The organism is Gemmatimonadota bacterium (assembly GCA_016714015.1).
Taxonomy (GTDB): domain Bacteria; phylum Gemmatimonadota; class Gemmatimonadetes; order Gemmatimonadales; family Gemmatimonadaceae; genus Pseudogemmatithrix.
This window is the reverse complement of sequence record JADJNZ010000005.1, coordinates 141303-162685: the sequence shown is the minus strand read 5'-3', so window position 1 is coordinate 162685 and position 21383 is coordinate 141303. Positions and strand designations below refer to the sequence as shown.

At 70.1% G+C, this 21383-nt stretch carries 19 protein-coding genes; 6 read left to right on the top strand and 13 right to left on the bottom strand.

Annotated features, from left to right (window positions below):
* Positions 1 to 107: 107 nt before the first annotated feature.
* From IPJ78_11080 to IPJ78_11065, 4 genes are all read left to right on the top strand, one after another.
* The gene (locus IPJ78_11080) at positions 108 to 1016 is read left to right on the top strand and encodes a metallo-mystery pair system four-Cys motif protein (GenBank protein ID MBK7907089.1); all 909 of its coding nucleotides are present in this window, start codon (positions 108 to 110) and stop codon (positions 1014 to 1016) included.
* Positions 1017 to 1168: 152 nt separating this feature from the next.
* A complete protein-coding gene (locus IPJ78_11075; protein ID MBK7907088.1) occupies positions 1169 to 2200 on the top strand; it encodes a di-heme enzyme in 1032 nt (343 codons plus the stop codon).
* Between the two features lie 58 nt (positions 2201 to 2258).
* Positions 2259 to 2654 (top strand): copper resistance protein CopC, encoded by a 396-nt coding sequence (locus IPJ78_11070; GenBank protein MBK7907087.1) that lies wholly within the window; start codon positions 2259 to 2261, stop codon positions 2652 to 2654.
* Between the two features lie 90 nt (positions 2655 to 2744).
* On the top strand, positions 2745 to 3608 hold the full coding sequence (locus IPJ78_11065; protein MBK7907086.1) for a CopD family protein: 864 nt from the start codon (positions 2745 to 2747) through the stop codon (positions 3606 to 3608).
* A 60-nt stretch (positions 3609 to 3668) separates the two neighbouring features.
* Here IPJ78_11065 and IPJ78_11060 read toward each other — a convergent pair whose 3' ends face one another.
* Complete coding sequence (locus IPJ78_11060) at positions 3669 to 5180, bottom strand: L-aspartate oxidase (protein MBK7907085.1); 1512 nt, start codon at positions 5178 to 5180, stop codon at positions 3669 to 3671.
* A 202-nt stretch (positions 5181 to 5382) separates the two neighbouring features.
* On the opposite strand from IPJ78_11060, the gene IPJ78_11055 reads away from it, so the two are divergent.
* Positions 5383 to 6723 (top strand): NupC/NupG family nucleoside CNT transporter, encoded by a 1341-nt coding sequence (locus IPJ78_11055; protein ID MBK7907084.1) that lies wholly within the window; start codon positions 5383 to 5385, stop codon positions 6721 to 6723.
* 119 nt (positions 6724 to 6842) lie between these two features.
* Here the strand turns inward: IPJ78_11055 and IPJ78_11050 are convergent, their stop codons facing one another.
* From IPJ78_11050 to IPJ78_11040, 3 genes are all read right to left on the bottom strand, one after another.
* Positions 6843 to 8135: an aminopeptidase P family protein gene (locus IPJ78_11050; GenBank protein ID MBK7907083.1), complete on the bottom strand. Its 1293-nt coding sequence runs from the start codon at positions 8133 to 8135 to the stop codon at positions 6843 to 6845.
* Between the two features lie 122 nt (positions 8136 to 8257).
* Complete coding sequence (locus IPJ78_11045) at positions 8258 to 9271, bottom strand: MCE family protein (protein MBK7907082.1); 1014 nt, start codon at positions 9269 to 9271, stop codon at positions 8258 to 8260.
* On the bottom strand, positions 9268 to 10044 hold the full coding sequence (locus IPJ78_11040; protein ID MBK7907081.1) for an ABC transporter permease: 777 nt from the start codon (positions 10042 to 10044) through the stop codon (positions 9268 to 9270). Before IPJ78_11040 ends, IPJ78_11045 begins: the two co-directional genes overlap by 4 nt.
* Positions 10045 to 10190: 146 nt before the next feature.
* Here IPJ78_11040 and IPJ78_11035 point away from each other — a divergent pair, with 146 nt between their 5' ends.
* Positions 10191 to 11432 carry an MFS transporter gene (locus IPJ78_11035; GenBank protein MBK7907080.1) on the top strand — a complete coding sequence of 414 codons (1242 nt, stop codon included), beginning with the start codon at positions 10191 to 10193 and terminating at the stop codon, positions 11430 to 11432.
* A 31-nt stretch (positions 11433 to 11463) separates the two neighbouring features.
* Here IPJ78_11035 and IPJ78_11030 read toward each other — a convergent pair whose 3' ends face one another.
* The 9 genes from IPJ78_11030 to IPJ78_10990 form a co-directional block, all read right to left on the bottom strand.
* Positions 11464 to 12528 (bottom strand): fructose-bisphosphate aldolase class II, encoded by a 1065-nt coding sequence (locus tag IPJ78_11030; protein ID MBK7907079.1) that lies wholly within the window; start codon positions 12526 to 12528, stop codon positions 11464 to 11466.
* 37 nt (positions 12529 to 12565) lie between these two features.
* The gene (locus IPJ78_11025) at positions 12566 to 13441 is read right to left on the bottom strand and encodes a phosphoribulokinase (protein MBK7907078.1); all 876 of its coding nucleotides are present in this window, start codon (positions 13439 to 13441) and stop codon (positions 12566 to 12568) included.
* A 2-nt stretch (positions 13442 to 13443) separates the two neighbouring features.
* Entirely contained in the window at positions 13444 to 14520 is a 1077-nt protein-coding gene (locus IPJ78_11020) for a class 1 fructose-bisphosphatase (protein ID MBK7907077.1), read from the bottom strand.
* Between the two features lie 15 nt (positions 14521 to 14535).
* Complete coding sequence (locus IPJ78_11015) at positions 14536 to 15918, bottom strand: ribulose-bisphosphate carboxylase (protein MBK7907076.1); 1383 nt, start codon at positions 15916 to 15918, stop codon at positions 14536 to 14538.
* A gap of 184 nt (positions 15919 to 16102) precedes the next feature.
* The gene (locus tag IPJ78_11010; GenBank protein MBK7907075.1) at positions 16103 to 16474 is read right to left on the bottom strand and encodes a DoxX family protein; all 372 of its coding nucleotides are present in this window, start codon (positions 16472 to 16474) and stop codon (positions 16103 to 16105) included.
* Between the two features lie 29 nt (positions 16475 to 16503).
* Positions 16504 to 17421, bottom strand: coding sequence for an AraC family transcriptional regulator (locus tag IPJ78_11005; protein ID MBK7907074.1), 918 nt, complete (start codon positions 17419 to 17421; stop codon positions 16504 to 16506).
* A gap of 26 nt (positions 17422 to 17447) precedes the next feature.
* Positions 17448 to 17681 carry a hypothetical protein gene (locus IPJ78_11000; GenBank protein MBK7907073.1) on the bottom strand — a complete coding sequence of 78 codons (234 nt, stop codon included), beginning with the start codon at positions 17679 to 17681 and terminating at the stop codon, positions 17448 to 17450.
* Between the two features lie 218 nt (positions 17682 to 17899).
* Positions 17900 to 18397, bottom strand: a complete 498-nt coding sequence (locus tag IPJ78_10995; GenBank protein ID MBK7907072.1) for a nuclear transport factor 2 family protein — start codon at positions 18395 to 18397, stop codon at positions 17900 to 17902.
* Positions 18398 to 19316: 919 nt separating this feature from the next.
* Complete coding sequence (locus IPJ78_10990; GenBank protein MBK7907071.1) at positions 19317 to 21359, bottom strand: M20/M25/M40 family metallo-hydrolase; 2043 nt, start codon at positions 21357 to 21359, stop codon at positions 19317 to 19319.
* Between the last annotated feature and the right edge of the window lie 24 nt (positions 21360 to 21383).

Sequence of the window (21383 nt, the reverse complement as noted above, 5' to 3'; positions counted from 1 at the left end):
CGCGCGCCCGCGGGCGCGCCCCCGTGCACTGCACTGCGCTGCCCGCTCATCGCGGGCGCGGGCCGCCGTCCGGTGGTCCGTCCGACCAATCGTTCGAGGATCCTCCGATGCATCGCGCTCCATTCGCGCGCCGGCTCGTCGCCGGTGCGCTCGCCCTCGTGCCGCTTCTCGCGGCCGCGCGCAGCTCCACTCCCTCCGACACCACCCCGCCGGCCGAGCGCCGACCCATCACGCTTCGCTTCGCCGCCGTGGTCGGCGCCGAGCCCTTCGCCTGCGGCCGCAGCTACGCGGGGATCGGCACAGCCAAGTCCACGATCACGCCTTCCGAGTTCCGGATGTTCGTGCACGGCGTCGAACTCCTCACCGCCGACGGCAAGGCGGTGCCGCTCGCCCTCGAGCAGGATGGCCGGTGGCAGTCGGAAGGACTCGCCATGCTCGACTTCGAGGACGGGAGCGGCCCCTGCGGCAACGGCACGCCCGAACTCCGCACGACGATCACCGGCACCGCACCGGAAGGGCGCTACACGGGCGTGCGCTTCGTCGTCGGCGTGCCGTTCGAGCGCAACCACGGCGACCTCGCGCAGCAGCCGGCGCCGCTCTCCGTGACGCGCATGTTCTGGGCGTGGAACTCGGGGCACAAGTTCATCCGCCTCGACGCCAAGACCGAGACCGGCAAGAACTGGGTGCTCCACCTGGGCAGCGCGGGTTGCACCCCGAACGAGGTCGCGACGGCCTCGCCCACGCAGTGCGCGCATGCCAACCGCGTGACCGTGACGATGGATCGCTTCGACATCGACGCCGATGCGATCGTCGCCGACGTGGCCGCGCTCTACGCCGGGAGCGACCTCGAGAACAACCAGCCGCGCACGGCGGCCGGCTGCATGGCGGGTCCGACCGATTCCGACTGCGGTCCGGTCTTCGCGGCGCTGGGGCTGCCGTTCGGCGATGCGCCGGCGGGCTCGCAGCGCTTCTTCACGGTGAAGGCCGGCGCGGCGCGCACGGCGCAGGTGCCGTGAGCGCGTTCCCTGGCCGGTTCGCGGCGGGCATCGGCGGCGCGGCCGTCATCGCCCTCGCCTTCTCGCTCCTCGGCGCGGCGACCCCGCGCGCCGAGTGGCGCTGGGACCTGCCGCCCGGGTTCCCGGCGCCACGCGTGCCGGCCGACAATCCGATGAGCGAAGCGAAGGTCCTGCTCGGCCGGCATCTCTTCTATGACGTGCGGCTGTCGGGGAACGGCACGTTCTCGTGCGCGAACTGCCATCTCCAGTCGCGCGCGTTCGCCGACCCGCTGCCGCGCGGCGTTGGCTCGACGGGCGAGGTCCACCCGCGCGGCGCGATGTCGCTCGCGAACGTCGCGTTCGCGTCGGCGCTCACGTGGGGCAATCCGAACATGCGGACCCTCGAGGCGCAGGCGCTCGTGCCGATGTTCGGCGAGGACCCGGTGGAGCTCGGCCTCGCGGGCAAGGAGACCGAGATGCTCGCGCGCCTCGGCAAGGATGCGCGCTACCGCCGGATGTTCGCCGACGCCTTTCCCGGCGAGCCCGCGCCGCTGACGCTCGTGAACGTCACACGCGCGATCGCGAGCTTCGAGCGCGTGCTCATCTCGGGGCGGTCACCGTACGATCGCGCGCAGCACGGTGAACGCGCGGCGATGTCGGCCGCGGCCCAACGGGGTGAGCAGCTCTTCTTCAGCGAGCGGCTGGAGTGCTTCCACTGCCATGGCGGCTACGCCTTCACCGGCACCGTGAACGACATGGGGAAGGCCTTCCCCGAGGTCGAGTTCCACAACACGGGGCTCTACAACATCGGCGGCCGCGGCGGCTTCCCGCGCGAGAATCCCGGCCTCATGGACTTCACCCAGCGGAAGGAGGACGAGGGGAAGTTCAAGGCGCCGACGCTGCGCAACATCGCGCTCACCGCGCCGTACATGCACGACGGCAGCATCGCGACGCTCGACGGCGTGCTCGACCACTACGCGGCCGGCGGGCGGACCATCGCCAGCGGCCCGCACGCTGGCGACGGCAGCACGAACCCCAACAAGAGCGAGTTCATCAACGGGTTCGAACTCACCGCCGGCGAGCGGCAGGACCTGCTCGCCTTCCTGCACAGCCTCACCGATTCGACCTTCGTCACTGACCCCCGCTTCGCCGATCCATGGCCCGACACGCTCCGCGCCCGGGGCCGGGCCCGCCGTCCCGATTGACCCGCCAGTCGCCATCTTCCTTCCACGGGCACGACGCCCATCCACTCCAGGACCTCACATGACCCGCTCGCTCCGTTCGTTCCGCCTGCCGCTCGCCGCCCTCGCCATCGCCGTGCTCGCCGCGGCGGCGACGCCCGCCGAGCGCTTCCACACGCGCCTCGTGAAGAGCAACCCGGCCAAGGACGCCGTGGTCGCGACCGCGCCGGCCGCGCTCGAACTCTGGTTCAGCGAGAAGATCGACCTCGCCGCGAGCCGCGTGCAGTTGGTGGGCCCCGGCGGCACCGCCGTGACCACCGCCGCCCTCACCCGTGACGACGCCGCGACCGACGCGCCGGTGGTCGTGCGCATCACCGGCCCCGTCGTCGATGGCGTCCAGACGGTGAACTGGTCCGCCGCCTCGGGCGACGGCCATCCCGTGAAGGGCAGCTTCACCTTCACGGTCAAGAAGCCGTAGCGTTCCGCCTGACGGGCAACGGGCGCGGGGCCGCGTAGATTCCACGCGCGGTCCCGCGCCCGCTGCATTCCCCCCGTCCCCCTGCGCGACATGTTCGCTGCCCTCGTCAACTTCCTGCACTACGCCGGGCTCACCATCGCGGTGGGTGCGGTCACCGTCCGCTACCTGCTCATGACGCGGAGCGGGCTCGCCGTCTCGGAGCGGGCCCCCGCGCTGCGCGACGCCGCCAAGTACGGCCTCGTCGGCGTTGCGGCGGTGCTCCTCGCCGCTCCCCTCCGCGCCGTCGTGCAGGCCCAGGGCCTCGCCTTCCCCGGCGACCCGCTGCTGCCGCTGGTGCGGAGCGTCGTGATGAACAGCGACGTCGGGCGCGCGCTCCAGTTGCAGGCGATCTGGAGCGCGGCCGCGGTCATGGCCTTCTCCGTCGCGCGATTCGGCCGTCAGCGCGGCTGGAGCGCGGCGGCGATCGCCACCTTCATCCTCGCACTCGGTCCGGCATTGCTCGGTCACGCCGCCGCGGCCGTCCCGACGCTCCCCGCGCAGGTCGCCGCGGTCGTGCACGTCCTTGGCGCCGGCGCCTGGATCGGCACGCTCTTCCATCTGTGGCGCATCGCGCGGAAGGCCTCCGACGCGACGTTGCGCGCACTGCTCGTCGCATTCCACCCCATCGCCCTCGGCGCCGCGGCGATGGTCGCCTTCAGCGGGACATCACTCGCCTGGCAGATCGTCGGTCCGCTCTCGAACCTGTGGATGACCTGGTGGGGCCGCTTCCTGCTCGCCAAGCTCGCCGTCCTCGCCGGCGTCGCCGCACTCGGCTACCGGAACTGGAAGGGATCGGAAGCACAGGTCGCGAGCGGCGACCGCGCCGCATTGCGCGAACGCATGAAGCAGGAACTCTGGCTCGCCCTCGCGGTCCTCGCGATCACCGGCGCCCTGACGACGACGGGAATCGAATAGCGATGAAGGCTGAAGGATGAAGGAGGAACGTGTTCACCTTCCTCCTTCCACCTTCCACCTTCACCATTCAATGTGCTTCCCGCGCCACGCATTCCGCGGCTTCGGGAAATCCCGCCGGAAGTGCCCGCCGCGTGACTCCTTCCGCTTGAGCGCCGACGCGACGATCAATCGCGCGGTGTCGACCATGTTCAGCTCTTCGGTCATGTCGCCGGTGAGGCGCGAACGGAGCGCCTCGAGCGACTTGCGCGCCGCGGTCAGCCCCTTCGCATCGCGCGAGATGCCGACGTGCTCCCACATCACGCGCCGGATCTCCTCGGCCGCGACCTGCGCCGCGCCGCGATCGCGCAGCGTCTCCACCTCCCAGTCCCCGCGCCGCGGGACACGCGGGAGCTTCGGTTGGTTCACCGCGTCGCGCGCGACGCGCTCGGCGAACACCAGCCCTTCGAGCAGCGAGTTGCTCGCGAGCCGGTTCGCCCCATGCACCCCCGTGCGCGAGACCTCGCCGCAAGCATAGAGCCGCTCGAGCGACGACCGTCCCGCGAGGTCGGTGATGATGCCGCCCATCATGTAGTGCGCGGCGGGCGTGACGGGGATCAGCTCCTTCCGCGGATCGATGCCGCGATTGAGGCAGAGCTGCAGGATGCCGGGGAAGCGGCGCCCGAAGGCGCGCCCCATCTTGCGCGCGTCGAGCCAGACGCGGCTCCCCGTCTGCTGCTCGCGGAAGATCTCGCGCGCGACGATGTCGCGCGGGGCGAGCTCGGCGAGCTTGTGGCGCTTGGGCATGAACCGCGTGCCGCGGTCGTTCAGGAGCGTCGCCCCTTCGCCGCGCACCGCCTCGGAGATCAGCGCGAGCGGGTTCTCGCTCGTCTCGAGCGCGGTGGGATGGAACTGCACGAACTCCATGTCGGCGAGCGTCGCGCCGGCGCGGTGCGCGATCGCGTAGCCGTCACCCGTCGCGACCTGCGGATTGGTCGTGTGGCGGTAGAGCTGGCCGCAGCCGCCGGTCGCGAGCACCGTCGCATCGGCGATGATCTCGATCGCCCGCCCGCCGACGTTCGCGCGCACGCCGCAGCAGCGCCCCTGCTCCACGATGAGGTCGAGCGCGCGCGCCGTCTCGAGCACCTGGATGTTCGCCCGCTCCTGCACACGCGCGATGAGCGCGCGCGCCACCTCGGCCCCCGTCTGGTCGCCCTTCGCGTGCACGATGCGCTTGCGCGAGTGCGCCGCCTCGCGACCGAGGGTGAAGCGGCCCGAGTCGTCGGTGTCGAACTGCGCCCCCGCGGAGGCGAGTTCGCGCACCCGCGCCGGGCCCTCAGCGACGAGGACCTCGACCGCCGCCGCATCGCAGAGTGCCGCCCCGGCCGCGAGCGTGTCGGTCTTGTGGAGCTCGGGCGAGTCACCGGCACCGAGCGCCGCCGCGATGCCGCCCTGGGCATAGGCGGTGGCGGAATCCTTGAGGGTGCGCTTGGTGAGCACGGCGACCTCGCCGTGGTCCGAAGCGCGCCAGGCGGTCTGGAGCCCGGCGATCCCCGAGCCGATCACGAGGACGCGAGCGCGAAGGCGTTCAGGCATGCCTGCAATCAATGGAAGGCGCGCGGCCGCCGCGAGTGGCGGACCCCCGTCGGACGCACGTAGCTTCCCACCGTCCCCGCGCCCCCCGGCGCCGCAGGGTCCCCCAGTACCGGCCCCCCTGATGATCGCAGCGCAGCTCCTCCTCCAGACCCAGACCGCCGCCGAGCGGCTCGCGGCCGCCCGCAGCGGCCTCGACATCCCGATGGGCGAGCGCCTCTTCGGGTTCGTCGGCATCGGCGTGATGATCCTCATCGCCTGGCTGATGTCGTACGACCGCAAGCGCATCAACTGGAAGCTCGTCGCCTCCGGCTTCGGCCTGCAGGCGGTCTTCGGACTCGTGGTGCTAAAGACCGACATCGGTCGCCTGGTCTTCCAGCGGATCGGCGACCTCATCACCAACCTCCTCGGCTTCCAGGAGCAGGGCGCGCGGTTCGTCTTCGGGAACCTCGTACAGTCGTCAGTGCCGGTCACCGGCGAGGGTTCCACCGCGACGATGGTCGCCCAGACCGGCGCCTTCTTCGCGTTCAACGTGCTGCCGACGATCATCTTCTTCTCGGCGCTCATGTCGGTGCTGTACTACCTCGGCATCATGCAGCTCATCGTGAAGGGCCTCGCGTCGCTCATGCAGCGGACGCTCGGCACCTCGGGCGCCGAGACGCTCTCCGCGTCGGGCAACATCTTCCTTGGCCAGACCGAGGCGCCGCTGCTCATCAAGCCCTTCGTCGGCACGATGACCAAGTCCGAACTCAACACCGTGATGATCGGCGGCTTCGCGACCGTCGCCGGCGGCGTGCTCGCCGCGTACGTCGGCATGCTCGCCGGCGTCTTCCCCGGCATCGCGGCGCACCTGCTCGCCGCCAGCGTGATGAACGCCCCCGCTGGCCTCGCGATCTCCAAGATCCTCCTTCCCGAGACCGAGGTGCCGGTGACCGCGGCCGGCGTGAAGTCGGCCGACGCGGTGGTCGATCACGCTCCCAACGAAGGCGGCTGGCGGAAGCGCCTCCTGACCTCCGACTCGGCGGACAACAGCGTGATCGAGGCCGCGGCCAACGGCGCGGGCCAGGGCGTGCAGCTCGCGATCAACGTCGCCGCGATGCTCATGGCCTTCGTCGCCCTCGTCGCGATGCTCAACGCCATGCTCGGTTGGGGCGGCGCCCTCGTCGGGTTCGACGGCCTCAGCCTGCAGACGATCCTCGGCTTCCTCCTCCGCCCGCTCGCCTGGGTGATGGGCGTGCCGTGGCAGGACACCGCCTACGTCGGCGGCCTCATCGGCATGAAGGTGTCGCTCAACGAGTTCGTCGCCTACGCGCAGTTCGGGAGCGATCTCGCCGGTGCGCAGGTGCTCGACCCGCGCAGCGCCGTGATCCTCACCTACGCCCTGCTCGGCTTCGCGAACTTCTCGTCGATCGCCATCCAGATCGGCGGCATCGGCGGCCTCGCCCCCGAGCGGCGGAAGGACATCGCGGGGCTCGGACTTCGCGCGATGATCGCCGGTAATCTCGCGGCGTTCATCTCGGCGTCGATCGCGGGGATGCTGGCGTAGCGGCCCCGTCTCCTCTCCCGTCCCTCACATGCCGGTGACCCTGCTGCTGAAGGCTGAATGGTGAAGGGGGCGAGGCCGTACGGCCTCGCCCCCTTCGACCTTCAGCCTTCATCAGCGTCTCAGAACGGCTTCTCCAGCGACTCCGACTGCGGCGTGAACAACTCCGCGCCGCTCTCGGTGATCACCATGTCGTCCTCGAGCCGGATGCCGAACTCGCCCGGGATGTAGATCCCCGGCTCGTCGGAGAACACCATCCCCGGCGCGAGCGGGAGCTTGTTGCCGCGCACGAGGTACGGCCACTCGTGCCCGTCCATCCCCATGCCGTGCCCGACGCGGTGCGAGAAGTAGGTGTAGTCGGGGCCGAAGCCGGCATCGACGATCACCTTCCGCGCGGCCGCATCGACCGCTTCGCAGGCGAGTCCCGGCTTCGCCGCCGCCAGCGCGGCGCTCTGCGCGCGATGCTCGATCTCGAACACGTCCTTCATGCGCTGCGTCGCCTTGCCGAGCACGAAGGTGCGCGAGATGTCCGAGCTGTAGCCTTCGACCTTGCAGCCGCCGTCGATCAGCAGGATGCTGCCCTCGCGCACGACCTGCGGCGTCGCCGACCCGTGCGGGAGCGCCGAGTACTTGCCCACCTGCACTCCTGCGGCCCCGGAGAACCCGAGCTGCGTGTGCGCGAGCGAGACGAGTCGCGCGAAGTCGCCCTGCGTCATCCCTTCCTTGAGCGACTTGTAGGCCGCCTCGTACGCCTTGAGCGTGACCGCGCTCGCATGGCGCATGAGGGCGAGCTCGTGCGCGTCCTTCACCATGCGGCAGCCGGCCGTGACCGGCGTGCCGTCGGTCAGTCGCACGGCGGGGATCTTCGACACCCCGTTGCTGAACTGCCAGCGGACGGTCTCCTCCACCGCGATCGTCGCGGTCGCGAGGCCGCGCGAGCGGAGCCCGTTCGCGATGCGCTCGTACGGGTCCTCGCTCTCCTCCCACGGATACACATCGGCGCCGCCCGCCATCGGCCCGAGCGCCACCTGCTCCATCGCGCGCTCCTCCTCGAACTTCGGCGTGACGAGGAACGGCCGGCCGTTGACGGGGATGAACGCCGCGAGCAGCCGCTCGCTCAGCCCCCACCCGATGCCGGTGAAGTACACCATCGAGGTGCCACCGGTGAGCATCAGCGCATCGATGCCCTGCTCGCGCATCAGGCGCTTGGCCTTCTCCAGCCGCCCCTGCCGCTCGGCCACGGAGATGGGCACCACGCCATCCCGCATGGGCCGCAGCGCGCGGATCGCCGGCGGCATCTCACCGCCCTGCTGCGGGGCATCATGGTCATCCTGGGCGCCGGAACTGGTCGCCCCGAGGGCGACGGCAGCGCCGAGGGTCGCGGCGGACGTCAGGAAGGTGCGGCGGTCGGACATGGGAGGAAGGCTGAAGGAGGAAGGAGGAAGGCGAACGGCCCGGGCCGGGAGAGAACATCGCACCTGACCCCGCATTCCGCATCACCCACTTTCATCCTCCATCCTTCAGCCTTCATCCCGAATCAGAACACCCTCAGCGCGAAGTACCGCTTCGGATCCTTCCGGAAGTCCTGGATCAACGACCGCAGGTCGATCAGCAGCGAATCGGAGTTCCGGTACAGCGACTGGTCGTTGAGCAGCAGCCCGAGCGTGCCCTCGCCGCGATTGACCTTCCCCATCACCGAGTCCGACTTGGCGATGACGCCGCGGAGGTTCGACTCGCTCTGCTGGAGCGCGATCGTCAGGTCGTTGATCCGCGCGCTCGCGGCCCGCAGGTTCGCCGTCGCGAGCTCGGTCTCCCGCACGATGTTCGCCACCGCCCCCGTCGCCGTGGCCGAGTCCACGCGACCCGTGGTGTTGCGGATCGCCTCGGCCGTCTTCGACAGGTCGGCGACGCTCGAGCGCACGTGCACCGCGATCGAATCGAGGTTGCGCGACTGCACCCGCACCGCCTGCGCGAGGTCGCGGCTGAGCGTCGAGAAGTTGCGGATGCTCGAGCGCAGCTCCTTCGCCGCGCTGTCGTCGAACGCCGTGCGCACCCGTTCGGCCACGCTCGCGACGTTCCCCGCGATGCCGCCCGCCACCGTCGTGAGCTGGGCGATGTCGGGGAGGACCGCGCCGGCCAGCGCCTGCGGCGGCGCGCCGGCCGTGTCGGCGAGCTGGGCGTCCACGTCCCGGATGTCGGGCGCGCCCGCGCGCGCCGTCACCAGCGCCTGCCACTCGCCGAAGAGCGAGGCCGACTGGATGAGCACCACCGGGTCGTTCGGGAGCGTGATCCCCTCGTCGAGGTCCATGTCCACCACGACCCACCCATGCCCGGCCAGCGCGATCTGCCGCACCTTGCCGGCGCGCACGCCGCGGATCACCACCGCGTTGCCCACCTGCATGTTCCCCACGTCGCGGAAGCGTGCACTGATCCCCGTGCGCTTCTCGCCGAGGTCGGCCTGCTGCAGGAAGAGCGTCGCCGCGACCACGCCGACCATCGTCAGCAGGATCGCGAGACCCACGAACCAGTCATTCGAACGGGACTTCTTCACCGGGCCCTCCCGAGGAGCCAGACCATCGCCCAGAAGGCGTCGAGCACGAGGATCATCACCGCCGACTGCACCACCGCGCTCGTCGCCGCGGCCCCGACGCCCTGCGCGCCACCGCGCGCGCGCAGGCCGTTGGTGCAGCCGAGCACCGACACGGCGAACCCGAAGCTCGCCGACTTCACCAGACCGTACCGCACGTCGAACGTGTCGAAGAACAATCGCGCGCCCTTCATGAACTCCATCGACGAGAGGTCGAGCAGCGTCATCGAGGCCACCCACCCCGCCCCGAGTCCCACGAACATCGCCACACCCACCACCACCGGGAACATGATGATCCCGGCGAGCACCCGCGGCACCACGAGGTACGCGATCGGGTCGAACGACAGCGTCTCCAGCGCATCCACCTGCTCGGTCACCCGCATCGTCCCCAGCTCGGCCGCGATGTTCGCGCCCACACGACCGGCGAGCGCGAGGCCCGTCAGCACCGGCGCGAGCTCCATCATCACCGTCTTCTGCACCAGCGTGCCGACGAGATACCGCGGCACGGCCCCGGTGAAGCTGTAGCTCGCGAGCAGCGCGAGCACGACCCCCGTGAACAGCGCGATCAGGATGCCGATCGGGAGCGAGTCCACGCCGAGCTGGCGGGCCTGCTGGGTGAAGTTGGGCCCCCAGGTCCGGACGTCGCGCGCCGAGCGGACCGCCTCGGCCGTCAGTTTCCCGGCCTCGCCGAACGACTCCAGCGCCTCGCGGAACACCCGCCCGATGGTCTCGATCACCTGTCCAACATACGGCCCGCCCTGCCCCCGCCCTAGAGGGTTCGCCTCACGCCGAGGTCGGGTGACCCCGGGGGGAGAGCCAAGTGCGGACTCCTGCACGGGTTATCTTTCCCGGCGCCGTTGGGTCCCACTCGCCGGAGACGCTGTTGGGCAAGCTCGTCGTGTTGATGGTCACCGCGTTCATGGACATGGTGGGGCTCCTCATGGTGCTCCCCCTGCTCCCGTTCTATGCCAAGCGGTTCGTCGGGCACGGACCGCTCTGGACCGCGCTCGACGCGATCGGCATGGGTGGCGAGGGCACGGTGATCGCGCTCATGGTCTCGAGCTTCGCGGTGGCCCAGCTCGTCAGCGCGCCCATGTGGGGGCGCGTCTCCGACCGCCTCGGCCGGCGGCCGGCGCTGCTGGTCGGCATGGCCGCGAGCGGCGTCGCCTACCTCATCTTTGCCTTCTCCAACTCGCTCGAGCTGCTCTTCTTCTCGCGGCTCGTGCAGGGCGCCGGCGGCGGCACCGTCGGCGTGATCCAGGCCTACATCGCCGACGCGACCGCACCGAAGGACCGCGCGAAGACGCTCGGCTGGCTCTCCGCGGCGACCAATGCCGGCGTCGCCATCGGACCGGTCATCGGCTCCTCGGCCGCGCGCATGGGCCATGCCGCACCCGGCGTGCTCGCGGCGCTGCTCACGCTCGTCACCATGGCCTTCGCGTTCAAGTACCTCGTCGAGAGCAACGAGCGCGTGGGCTCCAAGACCGGCGAGCATCCGGCGGTGCGGAAGTCGAGCGTCGCGCTCAAGCGCGTGCTCACCCACCCGGGCGATCCCGCCTCACGCCTCATCTACATGTACGCCGTCGGGATGGGCGCCTTCCAGGGGATGACCGCCATCCTCGCGCTCTTCCTGCTCGACCGTCACGGGATCGACGAGACGCGGATCGGCTGGGTCTTCGCTTACATCGGCGTGCTGTCGGTCGTCGCGCGCGCCCTCGTGCTCGGCCCCGCGGTGGACAAGTACCGCGAACCCAAGCTCTCGCGGTACGGCCAAGGGCTCCTCGCGCTCGGACTCCTCGCGCTGCCCTTCACGACGAACTATCTCTCGCTCTCGCTCGCGATCCTGCTCATCCCGCTCGGCACGGCCTTCACCTTCCCGTGCGTGACCGGCATGCTCTCGCAGGTGATCCCGAACCATGAGCGCGGGCTCTACATGGGCGTGCAACAGACGTTCGGCGGGATGGCGCGCGTGATCGGGCCCATCTGGGCCGGCTTCGCGTTCGACTATCTCGGGAAGGGTGTGCCCTTCTTCACCGGTGCCGCGCTGGCCGCGGGCACGATCCTGCTCGGCGTGGGGATCGAGCACCACATCCCGCCGCACGAGGCGGCGAAGTCCGCGGCCTGAGCCCGGCCGACCGCGGGCGCCGCGTCGCGGCTTACTTCACCACCGGGTCCAGCTCCCCCTTCTTGTACCGCGCCGCCATCGACTCGAGCGGCATCGCCTTGATCTTGCTGGCCTTCCCCGCGCTCCCGAACGCCTCGTAGCGCGCCTTGCACAGCGCCTTCATCGCCGTCCGCGCCGCCGCGAGGTACTTCCGCGGGTCGAACTCCTTCGGGTTCTTGCCGAGGAACTGCCGGATCGCGCCCGTACTCGACATCCGCAGGTCGGTGTCGATGTTCACCTTCCGCACGCCGTGCTTGATCCCCTCGACGATCTCCTCCACCGGCACGCCGTAGGTCTCGCCCATCTGGCCGCCGAATTCGTCGATCACCTTGAGCCACTCCTGCGGGACCGACGACGAGCCGTGCATCACGAGGTGCGTGTTGGGGATGCGCGCGTGGATCTCCTTGATCCGGTCGATGCGCAGCACCGCCCCCGTCGGCGGCCGCCTGAACTTGTAGGCCCCGTGCGACGTCCCGATCGCGATCGCGAGCGCGTCGACGTTGGTCGCCTTCACGAACTCCGCGGCCTCCTGCGGGTCGGTCAGCAGCTGGTCGTGCGAGAGCGCCCCCTCGGCGCCATGGCCGTCCTCCGCCTCGCCCATGCCCGTCTCGAGCGAGCCGAGGCAGCCGAGCTCACCTTCGACCGACACCCCGATCGCGTGCGCGATCTCGACCACGTGGCGGGTGACCCGCGCGTTGTAGGCGAAGTCCGACGGGGTCTTCGCGTCCTCGAGCAGCGAGCCGTCCATCATCACGCTGGAGAAGCCCGACCGCATCGACTGGATGCAGACCGACGGGCTCGCGCCATGGTCCTGGTGCATCACGATCGGGATATCGGGATGCGACTCGATCGCCGCCTCGATGAGGTGCCGCAGGTAGGCCTCGCCCGCGTACTTCCGCGCGCCGGCCGAGCCCTGCATGATCACCGGGCTGTCGCACTCGGCGGCCGCCTCCATGATCGCCTGGATCTGCTCGAGGTTGTTGACGTTGAACGCCGGGAGGCCGTAGCCATGCTCCGCGGCATGGTCCAGCAACTGGCGCATCGAGACCAAGGGCATCGGGAACTCGGGAGGGAGGTGAGGGCGGCGCGGGCGGTCAGCCGAGGATCTTCTTCCGCCGGTCCACCAGGCGCATGATCATCGGCGTGAAGATGAGCTGCATCGACAGTTCCATCTTCCCGCCCGGACAGACGATCGTGTTGGCGCGCGACATCCACGAGCCGTCGATCATGCTCAGAAGATATGGGAAGTCGATGCCCCGCGGGTTGGCGAAGCGGATGACCACCAGGCTCTCGTCGGCCGTCGGGATGGTCCGCGCGATGAACGGGTTGGAGGTGTCCACCACCGGCACACGCTGGAAGTTCACGTGGGTCCGCTGGAACTGCGGCACGATGTAGTGCACGTAGTCCGGCATGCGCCGGAGGATCACGTCCGTGACCGCCTCGGTGGAGTAGCCGCGCGTGTTGCGGTCGCGGTGGATCTTCTGGATCCACTCGAGGTTGATGACCGGCACCACGCCGATGAGCAGGTCGGGGTGCTGCGCCACGTTCGCGGTGGGGGTGACCACCGCGCCATGCAGCCCTTCATAGAAGAGCAGCTCGCTCTCCGGGAGCGGCTCCCAGGCGGTGAAGGTGCCGGGCGGCTGCTGGTACGGGGCCGCCTCCTCGTCGTTGTGGAGGTACTTCCGCGCCGTCCCCTGCCCCGACTCGGCGTAGTCGCGGAAGAGCGCCTCCAGCTCGACGAAGAGGTTCGCGTCCTCGCCGAAGTGGCTGTACTTCGTGTTCCCCGCCGCCTCGGCCGCCGCCATCTGCTTCTTCATCTCGGCGCGGTCGTAGCGGTGGAAGCTGTCGCCCTCGACCACCGCCGGCCGCACGCCCTCGCGGCGGAAGATGTTCTCGAAGGTCTTCGTCACCGAGGTGGTGCCCGCGCCCGACGACCCGGTGATCGCGATGATGGGATGTTTGGCGGACATGGTCAGTCGGGAGTGGAGAAGAGCCCGCGCCGTCCGAAGAGCGGCGAGGGGGAACTGTCGTCGAGCGGCGCCTCGAGGTGATAGCGCTCGATCCGCGCCACCTCCTCGCTCGAGCCGAAGATGTAGCCGATGCGCTGGTGCGGTGCCGTGGGGGTCACGTCCATCACGCGCTGGTGCCCGTCGCTCGCGAGCCCCCCCGCCTGCTCCACGAGGAACGAGATGGGATTCACCTCGTACAGCAACCGCAGTCGTCCCGGCTTGGTCTTCTCGCGCGTGTCGCGCGGGTACATGAAGACGCCGCCACGCATGAGGATCCGGTGCGTCTCCGCGACGAGCGATGCGATCCAGCGCATGTTGAAGTCCTCGCCGCGGGGTCCGGTGGAGCCGGCGAGGCACTCGTCCACGTAGCGCTTCACCGCCGGCTCCCAGTGCCGGCTGTTCGACGCGTTGATCGCGAACTCCCGCGTCCGCTCCGGGATCCGGATGTGCTGATGGCTCAACACCCACTCGCCCAGCTGTGGGTCGAGCGTGAAGGCGTGCGTGCCGTTGCCGAGCGTGAGCACGAGCATGGTGCAGGGCCCGTAGATCGCGTAGCCGCCGCAGACCTGCCTGGTGCCCGGCTGGAGGAAGTCCTCGGGTGCCGGGTCCTGTCCCGGCGTCGGCGCGCGGAGCACCGAGAAGATGCTCCCCACCGACACGTTCACGTCGATGTTCGACGAGCCGTCGAGCGGATCGAAGAGCAGCAGGTACTTGCCGCGCGGATACTGGTCCGGCAGACGGTACGGCTCATCGAGCTCCTCCGAGACCATGCCCGCGACATGACCGCCCCACTCGGTGGCCCGGATGAAGAGCCGGTTGCTCGTCACGTCGAGCTGCTGCTGCTCCTCGCCTTGCACGTTGCGCGTGCCCGCCGACCCGACCGAGTCGCTGAGCGCCCCGTAGGCGACGCGCTTGGCGATCGCCTTGCAGGCGAGCGACACGTCCGTGATGAGCGCATTCAGCTCGCCCGTCGCCCCGGGGGCGCGCCGCCGCTCCTCGATGAGGAACTGCGTGAGCGTCGATCGTCCGCCTGTCGGCATCGTGGTCTCCTCGACCTAGCGGGCCGCGACGCCGAGCCGCGCGCGCCACCCCGGATACAACGCATCGGCATCACCGGGGAACGACTCGAACGCGCGCGCGAACTCGCGATGCGTCGTCGCCCACTCCACCGGGTCCGCCCCCGCCTTCCAGCACTCGTAGGCCTGCCGCAGCGAGATCGCGCCGGCGGCCGGCGAGTCGATATGACCGTATGAACCGCCCCCCGCCGTGTTGATGACGTTACCGTGCCCCAGGTTCTGGAAGAAGCCGGGCAACCGGAGGGCATTCATCCCACCCGAAATGATGGGCGTCGTGGGCTTCATCCCGTGCCAGTGCTGGAAGTACGCCGGCCCCTGGTACTCGTCCCGCTCGATGATGTACGCGATGGCGCGATCGTCGTGCTCGCCTTCCATCTTGCCGTAGCCCATCGTGCCCACATGGATGCCCGAGGCGCCCTGCAGGCGCGCCATCTTCGCGAGCACGTAGGCGGTGTAGCCGCGCTTGGCGCTCGGCGACGTCACCATGCCGTGCCCCGCGCGATGGTAGTGCAGGTACTGGTTCGCGTACTGCCGGCGCGCGGTGGTCACCATCCCCGGCCCGCCGACGAAGCCGTCCACCAGGAACGCGACCTTGTCCGCGTCGGCGCCGAAGGTCTCGAGGATGAAGTCGGCGCGCGCGCACATCTCGTAGTGGTCGTCGGCGGTGATGTTCGCCGAGAAGAGCTTCGCCTGGCCCGTCTCGTCCATCGCGCGGCGCATCGCGTCGGCGACGAGCGGGATCACCTGCTTCATGGGCGCGAAGACCTGGTTCCCCTGCGGCTCGTCGTTCTTGATGAAGTCGCCGCCGAGCCAGAACTGGTACGCAGCGGTCGCGAACGGCTCCGGGCGCAACCCGAGCTTGGGCTTGATGATGGTGCCCGAGATGTAGCCGCCGTCGGTCACCGACCGGCCGAGGATGCGCCAGAGGTCGGAGATGTCCTTCGCCGGGCCGTCGAAGAGCTGCAGCGCGCGGTCGGGGACCCAGAAGTCGTAGAGCTTCGCGTGTTCGATGTCGCCCATCCCCTGGTTGTTGCCCATCGCCAGGGTGAGGAACGAGACCATCATCATCCGACCGTCGGTCATGTTGCGGTCGAAGAGCTCGAGCGGATACGCGATGCGCATCTCGTCGGTCGCCGCGTCGATGTGGTAGACGAGGGCGTCCACGCCGCGCGTGAAGTCGTCGGTGGTGGAGACGGCGACGTTCGTGCCGGTGGAGGACTCGGCGGCGAAGTGCGCGGCGGCCTCGAGGTACGCGTGGCCGGCCTTGGGCCGCATCTTGTAGGCGGCGAGGATGTGGCGCCCGTCCCGGATCAGGGTCGCCTCGTCGAGGCCGAGATCGGCGTAGCGGTCGGACTGGTCCATGATGGGCGTGCTCCACTCGGAAGAGGACTGCAGCTGCGGGATCGATTCCGGGGGGAATGCGCGGGTCCATCGGTTGTCTGGTGCGCCGACGAGCGGAAGCTACGCGCTTGCACCAAAAGGTGCAAGCGCGAGGCCCGATCGGCGACGGCACCGTGGGTGGTGCGACAGGGCGGAGGGTGGATCCTCAGACGATCGGGTGGAGGAACATCCGACCGTACGCGAGGAACGCCATGAGCAGCCCGAGCACCGCGCTCATGATGATGGGCGGCACCTCGCGGTACTGCACGTGCACCCAGATGAACAGGAGCGTCTCGAGCGCAAGCACGGTCGCGGCCGCCCCGGTGAGCCACGGCTTCCAGTGAAGCGCGGCCGGGACGATCAGCCCGATCGTGCACGCGAGTTCGATGACCCCGAGCGCGGTCCACACGGGCTTCGGCAACGCACCGAAGGACGCGACATCGGCGCTGACCTTGTCGAACATGAACACCTTCATGACGCCCGATGCGGCGAAGACCAGCGCGCCGAGTGCCTGCAGGGCCCACAACAGCATGTGCATCGCGTGTCGCTCCTGTCCCGTGCGTTCGGCTACCGGCCCGTGTGCGCCAGCGCCTTGATGGGGAAGCACCCGTCGAGGTCGAAGGTCGACCAATCGGTCGCGGCATGCTTGTCGCGAAAGACCTCCAGCGCCGGCGCGTGCTCGGGTTCGTACGGACTGCTGACGAGCCACTCACGCACCAGATAGTCCCACGCCGTCGCCACCATGCGCAGATCACCCTGGACCGACGTCACCGCGTACCGCATGGGCGGCAGCGTCAGCCGTGACATCCCGTCCGCGCACGCGAATGGCGCGGTGGACGCGAAGCAGACCTCGTACCGGAACAGATGCGCCGGGGTGACGTCGGGATCATCGAGCGTCATGCCGAAGAGCGTGCCCCCGTCATGGATGCCCTGGCCCTTCGCCCACTCGACCATCGTCGCGACGGCCGCGACCACCCGGTCGGTATCGAACGCGTTGGTCACCCGGATGTAGGCCACCTGCCGTTCGGGGAGATCGACGAGGCGTACCGGGAAGGCCAGTCGCTTCTCCTCCGCCGTCATGGGGAGAACGTACTCCTGCCCAGGGGACAGCGCTTTGCGGATCTTGCTGTTCTCGATCTCCCCGGTCTTGCGGAAGCGGCTCGGCGTCGTCCCGTAGGCGTCCCGGAAGGCGCGGGAGAACGTCGCCGACGACGAGAAGCCGCAGTCGAGGGCGATCTCCGTCAGGCTCCGGTCGGAGAAGCGCAGGAACCGCGCGGCCTTCTCGAGGCGGAGGCGGTTCGCGCACGCATGCACGGTCTCGCCCGCGACCGCGGTGAAGATCCGATGGAAATGGAACTTGGAGAAGCAAGCCACCTCGGCCAGCTCCTCCAATCGCACGGGGCGATCGAGATGTTCGCGCAGGTGATCGATGACGCGGTCGATGCGCCGCGCGTACTCGCCCTCGACGTTGGGTTCCGGCGTCATGGAGTGGCCTGGTGGATGGGATCCGGTCATGCCTCGCGCGGCCGTCCCAGCGCCGCCTGGAATGCATGCAGGCGCGCCTGCATCTGCGGATCCGCGTCTCGAACGGACACGGAGAGCGAAGGCCGAGGCCCGAGGACCGCCACGCATGCATTGACGGCATCCTCGAGCGAGCGCCCGCCATGCAGATAGTCGAGCACGCACCGATCCATCGCACGCGTCGCCTCGCGCGGTGCGTCGACGCTACGCTCGGCGTCTGCCATGCTATCTCCTCCTTGGTCTCCGGTGCATCCGTCTGACGTCACCGACCTCCGCAGTGTCACGCGCGTCACGGGGCGCACACGCCGCGGCGGCCAGCAGGAGCATGATCGCGGGTAGTCTCACGGGATTCTCGTCGTCCTTCCGTTAGGTCGTGCGGTGGTCGCCTCATTGAGTGGCCGCCCACCTGCTGCCCAAGCGGGCCGTCGGTCACCGACCGCCATCAGCCGGGCCCGGGCAAGGGAAGCGACGGATAGAACCACGCATGCCTGATCAGTCCGTCGCGGACCTCGTAGACGACGAGGCTGGACTGTCCACCGACGCCGGACGGCGAGGCTTCCCAGCGCGTTCGTTCATGCGTCGTCACCCACGGCCCTGTCGCGTCGACCTTGCGCAGCTCCGAGCGCGCCGATGGCACGGCGCGGAAGTACCCCGCGATCATCCTCCGAAACGCATCGATGCCGCGCCCGACATCGGTCAGCGAGTCGCCCGTCACGGTCATCCACACCATCTCGCTCGCGACCATCCTCATCATGGCGTCCAGATCCTTGGCATTGAACGCCGCCACGTACTCACGGACCACCGCGGTCGGCGTGGTGTCGCGCGGGCTGGGCACCGCTCCCTGCGCGCCTGCGGCGGCGGGGCGGCCGAGCAGCAGGATGCCGAGCAGAACGAGTTGGCCTCGCCCAAGACCATCCAAGAGACTCCGTGTGCTGCGCATCGTTCCGCCTTACGTTTGGTTGTACTGCGGCCGCTTCCATAGAACTGCAGGTGAGCGACCGTACGATACCGAAAGGTACAAAAGAGCTCGGCCGCCCACCTGCTTCACTAGCCCGGCCATCGGTCACCAACCGCCGTTAGGCCGAGCGCGCGCGAAATCCGCTACGGCGCCGAAACGGATCAGTGCGCTCCCGGGCGAGTTCAGCGACCTGCGAGACGAGTCGAGCGAGCTGCGAGACGGAACCAGCGAGCTGCGAGACGGAACCAGCGAGCTGCGAGACGAATTCAGCGAGCTGCGAGACGAGTCCAGCGAGCTGCGAGACGAGTCCAGCGAGCTGCGAGACGAGTCCAGCGAGCTGCGAGACGAGTCTTCAGAGCTGCGAGACGAGTCTTCAGAGCTGCGAGACGAGTCCGGCGAGCTGCGAGACGAGTCCGGCGAGCTGCGAGACGAGTCCGGCGAGCTGCGAGACGAGTCCAGCGAGCTGCGAGACGAGTCCAGCGAGCTGCGAGACGAGTCCAGCGAGCTGCGAGACGAATCCAGCGAGCTGCGAGACGAATCCAGCGAGCTGCGAGACGAGTCCAGCGAGCTGCGAGACAAGTCCAGTGAGCGACGAGACGGGTCTAGCGGTCTGCGAGATGAGTCCAGCGAGCTCGGAGACGGGAATAGCGTGCTGCGAGCCGAGCCCCTTGAGCTCCGAGACGACCGCCGGAGGATCAGATGGGACTTCGGCAGCCCCCGCGGCGAGTGGTGACCGCGCCTCGTGTGGCGGATCGTCTCCGAGTCTCGCGTGACAGTCAGCGGGAGGGGCGTGATCGACTCCGACGGCCGTCGCACTACGAGCTCGTCGGCACGGTCAGCCCGCTCGCACCGCGTGTCCGGTCGCTGGAAGGAGGTGACCGCATGCGGGACCCCGCGACGCTCAGCGCGCGCGCACGATCGCCGCGATGAGCTGCCCCAGCCTCTCGAGGTCGCGCAGGTCGAGCACCTCGCCCGGCGCATGGCTGTACCGACCCGGCCACGAGAGCGGCAGGTTCGGCGCCCCGTAGAACACGAACGCGGTCCCGTCGGTGCCGCCCTGCGTCATCCCCACCTGCAACGGGATCCCCGCCGCCCGCGCGATCCGCTCCACCTCGGCGCGCGCGGCCGGCGGCCACATGCTCTGCGACTCGATCCCGCGCAGCACCGGCCCCTCGCCAAGCCGCGCGTACGCGAAGTGCGGGGACTCGAGCGGCGACTCCGAACTCACGAACGTGTCGATGCTGTGCACCCGCTGCACCGTCGGGCCAAGGCGCGCGGCGAGCGCGGCGGCGCCGTTGAGCCCGACCTCCTCCTCGGTGGACCAGACGAACAGCACGCGGCGCGTGAGCGTGGCGGGATCCACCATCCCCACCGCACGAAGCAGCGCGAGCGAGCCGACGCGATCGTCCATCGCGCGGCCGGTGAAGCGGGTCGCGCCCAGGCGCACGGCATCCTTGTACGCACTCACGGTCGCGCCCACGCGCACGCCGCGCGCCACGAGCGCCGCCGAGTCGAGACCGAACCAGGCGAGCATCCGATCGGGCCGCTTGGTCCGCGGCTCGGCGCGCGGCACGAAGATGCCGGCGATCGACGGGGGCGCGGCGCCGTCGGCCGCGCGCGGGAGATGCAGCAACGCGGGCTGCCCCTCCCACGCGGTCGCGACCGGACCGCCGCGCGCGCGGAGGGTCGTCACGCCGTCGCCGGCGATGGCGACGACGTCCCACCCCACCTCGTCGAGATGCGCGATGACCACCGTCGTATCGCGCTCCGGTCCCGCCGCGACGATGAGATTCCCGGCAGCATCGACCTCGGCGCGCGCGCGCGCCCATGCCGGCAACGCGGCCCGCACGGCGTCGCGGACGCGCCACTCGTCGCCGGAAACACCGGCGAGGTCGGCGAGCTGCTTCAGCGCCGTCGCGGTCGCGTCGAGCGCGTCGGCGGTGCGGCGGGCATCCGCGAGCACGGGACCGGGCGCGTCGATCCACGGCTGCGCGGGAAGCGACGCACGGTCGATGCCCCCCGCCTCCGCGACCCGCGCGAGCAACGCCTCGGCGTCGTGCTCGGCGATGGTCTCGACGAGCGTGCCGGCGTGGCGCACGACGGGGACGATGGTGCGCACCGAATCGACGCGCGCGATGCGGGCGACGACGGCGTTGGCGCGACCCACGCCGACGACGGTGACCTCGTCCACGCCGCCGAGGCGCGCGAGCGAGGCGCCGAGCGTGGGCCAGCCGAAGACGCTCTGCGCGGTCATCAGGAAGATGGTCTCCCCGCGCGCCACGGTCCCGCGCGAGGCGGCGGCGACGGCGGCGCAGCCCGCGCGCGCGCCCACGCCGCCGCCGGCGACGCCGCCCGCGTACGGCCAGGCGGGCACACGGCGATCGAGCGGATCGAGGAGTCGGATCCCGAGCGCCGCGACCTCGGCGCGCGACGCGGCACCGACGTCGATCCAGAGATCGTCGGCGGTGACGATCGCGGTGTCGCCGCGATGCTGCGGCGCGAAGTGGCCGTTCGCGACCGCCGCGACACCGGGCACGAGGCCGCGCGCGGTGTGGACGTTCACCTGTTGCGCCTCGTGCGCCTGGTCGAACAGCGCATGGCCGCCGCCCCCCACGCGATGCACGCGCAGCAGGCCGTCGGCGGTGATCTGGCTGACGGTGTAGCCGGGGCGGTCGAGTCCGCAGGCGATCACGCGGCGCGGCGAGCCGCTGCCGCGACGGAGTACGAGGTTGCCGATGCCGTCGCGCTGCCACCCGGGGAGCGCGGTCGCGAGCGCGGCGAGCGCACGCTCCTCGTGTCCCGTGGGAGCGGCGAGCTGCTGCCAGCTCGCGAGCGCGCGTTGGGTCGGCGACTGCGCCGCCAGCGTCGCAAGGGGGACGGCGAGGAGCGACGCGCCGAGCGCGAGGCGCGCGGCCGGGACGAGACGCGGGCGGACGTGGCGCATGGGCGATGGCACCAAAGGAGGTGA